We start from the raw sequence: 6,636 nt of genomic DNA, 5'->3' as shown, positions 1-6,636 counted from the left end.
TGGCCGCCCCACCCGGCCGGTGGTCTTCCCGGGGGGGCCGTGTTTTTCCCGCGGGGGCGTTGTTTGGGGTCTGCCCCACTCCCTGGGGGGTATCTCAACTACCGCGGCACGATCCGGACTACCTCACGGGGAACCTGACTACCTCGGCACGATCTGAACTACCTCGCGGGGCTCCGGACTACCTCGCGGGACGACGACGGCCGGCCGCCCCCCGGCGGGGCGCCCGGCCGGCGAGGAGCTCCCGGGCGTCAGCCCTGGAAGCGCGGGAAGGCGGAACGGCCGGCGTACCGACCGGCGTCGTCCAGCGCCTCCTCGATGCGCAGGAGCTGGTTGTACTTGTTGATGCGCTCGCCGCGGGCGGGGGCACCGGTCTTGATCTGGCCGGCGTTGGTCGCGACGGACAGGTCGGCGATGGTGGTGTCCTCGGTCTCGCCGGAGCGGTGCGACGTCATCGTGGTGTAGCCGTTGCGCTGCGCGAGCGTGACGGCGTCGAGCGTCTCGGTGAGCGTGCCGATCTGGTTGAGCTTGACCAGCAGCGAGTTGGCGGCCTTCTCCTCGATGCCGCGGGCGAGGCGCTCGGGGTTGGTGACAAACAGGTCGTCGCCGACGACCTGGACCTTGTCGCCGACCTCGGACACGAACTGCGTCCAGGCGCCCCACTCGTCCTCGGACAGCGGGTCCTCGATGGAGACGATCGGGTAGTTCGCGACCATGCTCTCGTAGAGCTTGATCATGTCCTCGGTCGAGTGCACCTCGCCGTTCTTGAAGTGGTACGCGCCGTCCTTGAAGAACTCCGTCGCGGCGACGTCCATCGCGATGGCGATGTCGGTGCCCGGCGTGAAGCCGGCCTTCCCGATGGCCTCGAGGATGAGGTCCAGCGCGGCCACGTTCGAGGGCAGGTCGGGGGCGAAGCCGCCCTCGTCGCCGAGGCCCGTGGAGAAGCCCTTCGACTTCAGCACGCCCTTGAGCGCGTGGTAGACCTCGGTGCCCGAGCGCAGCGCCTCCCTGAAGGTGCTCGCGCCGATCGGGGCGATCATGAACTCCTGGAAGTCCACGGTCGAGTCGGCGTGGGAGCCGCCGTTGAGGATGTTCATCATCGGCACGGGCAGCACGTGCGCGTTCGGGCCGCCGACGTAGCGGAACAGGTCGAGGCCGGCCGACTTCGCGGCGGCCTTCGCGACGGCGAGCGAGACGCCGAGGATCGCGTTGGCGCCCAGCTTGCCCTTGTTCGGGGTGCCGTCCAGCTCGATGAGCGTCTGGTCGATGATGCGCTGCTCCTCGGCGTCGTAGCCGATGAGCTCGGGGGCGATGTCGTCGATGACGGCGTTGACCGCGCCCTCGACGCCCTTGCCCAGGTAGCGCCCCTTGTCGCCGTCACGACGCTCGACGGCCTCGAACGCGCCGGTCGAGGCGCCCGACGGGACCGCCGCGCGGGCGAAGGTGCCGTCGTCCAGCGCGATCTCCACCTCGACGGTGGGGTTGCCGCGCGAGTCGAGGATCTCGCGTGCTCCAACGGCTTCGATGCTTGCCACGGGTGCTCCTTCAGACGGGGACCGCGGGCGACCGCGCGACCAGGCCCAGGCGAGTGCCCGGGGCCGCTGACGCCCGCGACGGTGCTGGGTTGACGCCCCCCAGCCTAGACCGGCGCCTCAGGACGAGCGCCCGCGACCACCCACCGGTCATGGCCGCGCCGATAGCGTGGACCCCGTGGACAGCGTCTGGGACTTCCTCGGCTCGTACTGGTGGCTGATCTTCTTCGTCGGCCCCGCCATCGGCGGCGCGGCCCGGGGCATCTCGAGCTGGGACCGGCAGCGGCGCCGGGACAAGCTCGAGATGTACCGCATCAAGCACGGCGTCGAGCAGCCCGCCGCCCCGCCCGTGCAGGCCGACGAGGAGGCCCTGACCAGCGAGATCGAGCGGACCGTGGCCGCGCACGACACGACGCAGCAGCGCTGGCTGGCGTACGAGCTCGACGCCGTGAAGTCCCTCGAGTACCCGCTGATGTCGGACATGCGTGAGCAGGTCACGGTCGACTTCCACCGCGCCCGCCGGGCGGCGGAGGACCTGCGCCCCGACGACCTGGACGAGCTGCGGGACCGCCGCCGCCTCGACCGCTACCGCGACGCCGTCCGCGAGATGCAGGTCCGGTTCGACGTCGCGGAGCGGGAGGCGAAGCGGCGCCGCGCGTCCGACTTCTCCCCCACCGAGCGGCAGGCCCTCGACCGGGCGAAGAAGCTGCTGGCGATGGCCGACGACGAGGGCTCGTCGCAGGCGGAGCGGCAGTCCGCGTACCGGCGGGCCATGAAGGAGCTCGAGGGGATCGTCGTGCTGCCCGACGCCGCGACCGACGCGCTCGAGCAGCGCATCGCGGGCGAGCTGGGGCGGGCCGCGGGCGACTGACCGCTCGACCGCCCCGCCCGGACGGCCCCCGTCAGCGCTCGTCCGGCAGCTTCTGCCTCGCCTCGCGGCGCAGGGGCGCAGCGAGCGCGTCTCCCATCCGGTCCAGGAAGGCGCGCACGGCCGCGGGGTCGGCGCCGCCGGCGTGCTTGAGCGCGATGCCCACGGGCTTGCGGACGACCGGGTCGAGGTCGGTGTGCAGCAGCTCGACCAGGCGCAGCAGGTCGGCGATCCCCGCGGGGTGCGGCGGCCGCGTGTACGCCAGCGGCGCGGTGAGCGCGGTGCGGCGCCGCAGCGGGTCGTCGGACCGGGCCAGGTCGAACAGCGGCTGCCGCGAGCGGTCGCGCAGGTACAGCCCGACGACGCGCGGCGCCGCCCGGTCGACCATGTCCCACGTGTCGATGCGGTCGTGCCGGTCGAGGTAGGTGCGGTAGCGCGCCTCCCGCTCGGCGTCGGTGACGCGCGGCGCCCGGACCGCGAAGTCCAGCAGGCAGAACGCGGCCAGCCGGGGCTCGTAGGCCGGCTCGTCGAGCAGGCGGTGCACCTCCCCCAGCGGCAGCGCGGCATATCTCTTCGCGACGTCGAACACCGTGCCCATCCGGACGCCGAGCACCTCGCCCGTCCCCGCGTAGTGCCGGTTCGGGTGCGCCACCGGGTCCGCGACCGCGCGCAGGTCGGCGACGACGGCGTCCGCGGTGAGGTCCACGCCGCCACGCTACGCCCCCCCCGGCGTGCGCCTTCACAGGATGGTCACAGCCCTGCGGCAGGCCGGCCCCAGGCCGCGGCCCTACGTTCCGTGGCGTCCCCGTGGCAGTGCCGCCACCCTCCCCCGCGGTCCACCGCACCCTGTCGAGGAGCCCTGCATGTTTCTCACCTCCCTGCGCCGCGAGCTGCGGCACCGGCGCAAGCAGACGGTGGTGGTCACGATCGGCCTCGCCGTCGCGATCGCCCTGGTCATGGTCGTGTCCGCCGTCTCCGCCGGCGTGCGCGACGCCCAGGCCTCCGTGCTGGAGGCGGTGTACGGCGTCGGCACGGACGTCACCGTCACCCAGGCGGGCGAGCCGGGCTCGGGCGGGCCCGGCCGGTTCGAGTTCGACGCGGACGACGGCGAGACCGACGGCGAGGGCGACGAGGCGACGCGGTCGCTCGACCAGGACCGCCTGAGCGTGGCTCGCGGGTCCGCGGCCTTCGACGACGCCGCGCTCGCGACCGTGACCGGCGTCGAGCACGTGACCGGCACGGCGGCGACGCTCACGCTGGAGAACACGTCGTTCTCCGGCGAGATGCCCGACCTCGACGCGATGCGCGAGCAGCAGGGCGATGGCCAGGGCGCCCCCGCCGGCGGCACGGGCGGCGTGCAGGAGCCGCCGTCGGGCGGGGCCGACGGCGCGGGCGGCAGCGCGTTCCAGATCGACAGCACCACGGTGACCGGCGTGGACCCGACCGCGGACGCCGTCGGCCCGCTCACCACGGTCGAGGTCGCCGACGGCCGCGGTCTGGAGGCCCGAGACGCCGGCACGGACGCCGACATCGACGACGGCATCGACGGCCCCGCGAAGGTCGCGGTGCTCGACGCGACGTACGCCGCGCAGCAGGAGCTCGCCGTCGGCGACACCGTCACCGTGGGCGGCGAGGACCTGGAGGTCGTGGGGACGGTGACCTCCACGACGGGCGAGGGCGTCGCGACGGCGTCCGACGTGTACGTGCCGCTGGGCCTCGCGCAGCAGCTCGCCGACCTCGACGGCCAGGTCACCGACCTCTACGTGTCGGTGGACTCCGCCGACCACGTGGACGCCGTCGCGGCCGACGTCGCCGCCGCCCTGCCCGACGCCTCCGTGAGCACCCAGTCCGACCTCGCGGGCGACGTCACCGGCTCCCTGTCCACCGCGTCGTCGCTGGTCTCGACGCTGGGCACCTGGCTCAGCGCGGTGGTGCTCGCCGCGGCGTTCGGGCTCGCCATCCTGTTCACCGTCTCGGGCGTCAACCGCCGCACGCGCGAGCTCGGCACCCTCAAGGCCATCGGCTGGTCGCGCGGACGCGTGGTCGGTCAGGTGGCCGGCGAGTCCGTCGTGCAGGGCCTGATCGGCGGCATCGCGGGCGTCGTGCTCGGCGGCGTCGCCGTGGTGGCGATCAACCTCGCGGGCATCACCCTGTCGGGCGCGTCGGGCGGCGGCGGGTTCACCCTCGGCGGCCCCGGCGGCGGGATGCCGGGCGGTGGTGGCCAGGGCGGCGGCCAGGCGCCCGACGGCGCCGCGATGCCGGGCGGCGGCGGACCGTTCGGCGGCATGGCGGACGCCGCGAGCAGCGCGGTCGACGTCGTGCTCCACGCCCCGGTGTCCGCGTGGGTGGTGCTCGCCGCCGTCGGCCTCGCCGTGCTGGGTGGCCTGCTCGCCGGCGTCGTCGGCGGCTCCCGCGCCGCCCGGCTGCGCCCCGCCGAGGCGCTGCGCTCGCTCGCCTGACCCGCCGTCCCGACCCGAGAGGAACCGCCGTGTACCAGCTCGAGAAGCTCACCAAGACCTACACCGGCAAGCGCACCGTGCACGCGCTCGTCGACGTCACCCTCCAGATCGGCGACGGCGAGCTCGTCGCGATCCAGGGCCCCACCGGCGGCGGCAAGTCCACGCTGCTGCAGATGCTCGGCGGCCTCGACCGCCCGACGTCCGGCAGCGTGCGGCTCGCGGGCGAGGACCTCGCGTCGCTCGACGACCGCGGCCTCACGCGGGCGCGCGCCCGGCAGCTCGGCTTCGTGTTCCAGCACTTCAACCTCATCCCCACGCTCACCGCGGCGGAGAACGTGGAGACGGCGCTCGTGCCCGCCGAGGTCGAGCGGGCGGAGCGGGCGCGGCGCGCCCGGGAGGCCCTCGCCCAGGTGGGCCTCGACGACCGCGCCGACCACCTGCCCGGCGAGCTGTCGGGCGGGCAGCAGCAGCGCGTCGCCATCGCCCGCGCGCTGGTGAAGAACCCGACCGTGCTGCTCGCCGACGAGCCCACCGGCAACCTCGACGAGGCCACCCGCGACGAGATCGTCGAGCTGCTCGAGGGGCTGTGGAAGGAGCAGGGGCTGACCGTCGTCATGGTCACGCACGACTCCGTCGTCGCGCGCCGCGCCCAGCGGCGCCTGCGCATCGCCGGGGGCCGGGTCACCGAGGCGGCCTGACACGTCGCCTCCCGGTCGGCGGACGGTCAGCCGGGGGCACTCAGCCTGCGGTGGCGACGAGCCGCTCGAGGGTCGCGCGGGCGGGCGGTCCCCACGTGGACTTCCCGCCCGGGCGCCCCTCGTCGCCGGCGTTCCCGACGATCAGCCCGCCCAGCGCGGTGGCGGCCGCCCACCCGCGGGCGCGACGCCGGGTCGCCCGGTCGGCGGGCCCGCCGTCGGGGCCGCGGTACGCGTCGTGGAAGCGGTCGACGGCGCCGTCGGGCAGCAGCCGCCAGGCGCCGGCCAGGTCGTAGGCGGGGTCGCCCGCGCACAGGTCGCCGAAGTCGATCACGCCGCTCAGGGCGCCGTCGGCGGTGAGGACGTTGGCCGGGTGCAGGTCGGCGTGCAGCCACACCGCCGGGCCGTCCCACGCGGGGGCGGCGACGGCGTCCTGCCAGACGGCGCGCACGGGCTCCGGCTCGGCGACGAGCCCGCGCTCGACCACCTCCGCGAGCCCGTGCTCGAACCCGGCCGTGTGCTCCGCGAGCGGGCCGCCCCGACGGCCCTCTCCGCGGCCGGTGGGAGCGCCGTCCGGCGCCGGGCGGTGCAGCGCGGACAGGAACGCGGCGAGGAGGTCTGCCGACCCCGGACGGGTCACGGGGGCCCGGTCGGCGGGCTCGCCGGGCACCCACGTCGTGACGATCCACGGCCGCCCGAACAGCGCGCCCGGCTCGCCGAGCCGCTGCGGCACGGGCACCGGCAGCGGCAGCTGCGGGGCGAGCGGCGGCAGCCACGTGTGCTCCTTGCGCAGCAGCGCGTCCGCGAGCTCGGTGGCCCACGGCAGCCGCACGGCGAGGTCGTCGCCGAGGCGCCAGAGCTGGTTGTCCCAGCCGCGCGCGCCGAGACGGACGGGGAGGTGGGCGAGGTCCGGGTGCTGCTCGCGCAGCAGGTCGCGGACCAGGTCGGCGGTGATCTCGACGTCGGTGGTGGTCACGCCGCCTCACGCTAGCGGCGCGCGACAGCGCGCCGACGCCGCGCCACCACCCCGCACCGGATCGTCACGTCGTCGACCCACCCCTGCCTTCGAGCAAGCGATCCGTCGC

General features: G+C 75.0%; 6 protein-coding genes. 3 read left to right on the top strand and 3 right to left on the bottom strand.

The window, feature by feature from the left end; genetic code table 11:
- Positions 1-248: 248 nt before the first annotated feature.
- Positions 249-1,532: a phosphopyruvate hydratase gene (eno, locus tag ACFUVW_RS18670; RefSeq protein ID WP_430572806.1), complete on the bottom strand. Its 1,284-nt coding sequence runs from the start codon at positions 1,530-1,532 to the stop codon at positions 249-251.
- 175 nt (positions 1,533-1,707) lie between these two features.
- On the opposite strand from eno, the gene ACFUVW_RS18665 reads away from it, so the two are divergent.
- A complete protein-coding gene (locus ACFUVW_RS18665; protein ID WP_430572805.1) occupies positions 1,708-2,400 on the top strand; it encodes a hypothetical protein in 693 nt (230 codons plus the stop codon).
- A 31-nt stretch (positions 2,401-2,431) separates the two neighbouring features.
- Here ACFUVW_RS18665 and ACFUVW_RS18660 read toward each other — a convergent pair whose 3' ends face one another.
- Positions 2,432-3,103: a DNA alkylation repair protein gene (locus ACFUVW_RS18660; protein ID WP_430572804.1), complete on the bottom strand. Its 672-nt coding sequence runs from the start codon at positions 3,101-3,103 to the stop codon at positions 2,432-2,434.
- Between the two features lie 157 nt (positions 3,104-3,260).
- Between ACFUVW_RS18660 and ACFUVW_RS18655 the strand changes: the two genes are divergently transcribed.
- Complete coding sequence (locus ACFUVW_RS18655; protein ID WP_430572803.1) at positions 3,261-4,856, top strand: ABC transporter permease; 1,596 nt, start codon at positions 3,261-3,263, stop codon at positions 4,854-4,856.
- 29 nt (positions 4,857-4,885) lie between these two features.
- The gene (locus ACFUVW_RS18650) at positions 4,886-5,554 is read left to right on the top strand and encodes an ABC transporter ATP-binding protein (RefSeq protein WP_430572802.1); all 669 of its coding nucleotides are present in this window, start codon (positions 4,886-4,888) and stop codon (positions 5,552-5,554) included.
- 40 nt (positions 5,555-5,594) lie between these two features.
- Here the strand turns inward: ACFUVW_RS18650 and ACFUVW_RS18645 are convergent, their stop codons facing one another.
- Positions 5,595-6,527, bottom strand: a complete 933-nt coding sequence (locus ACFUVW_RS18645; protein ID WP_430572801.1) for a phosphotransferase — start codon at positions 6,525-6,527, stop codon at positions 5,595-5,597.
- Positions 6,528-6,636 lie beyond the last annotated feature (109 nt).

Source organism: Isoptericola sp. NPDC057391 (assembly GCF_042668085.1).
GTDB lineage: Bacteria > Actinomycetota > Actinomycetes > Actinomycetales > Cellulomonadaceae > Isoptericola.
This window is presented reverse-complemented; position numbering and strand designations above follow the sequence as displayed.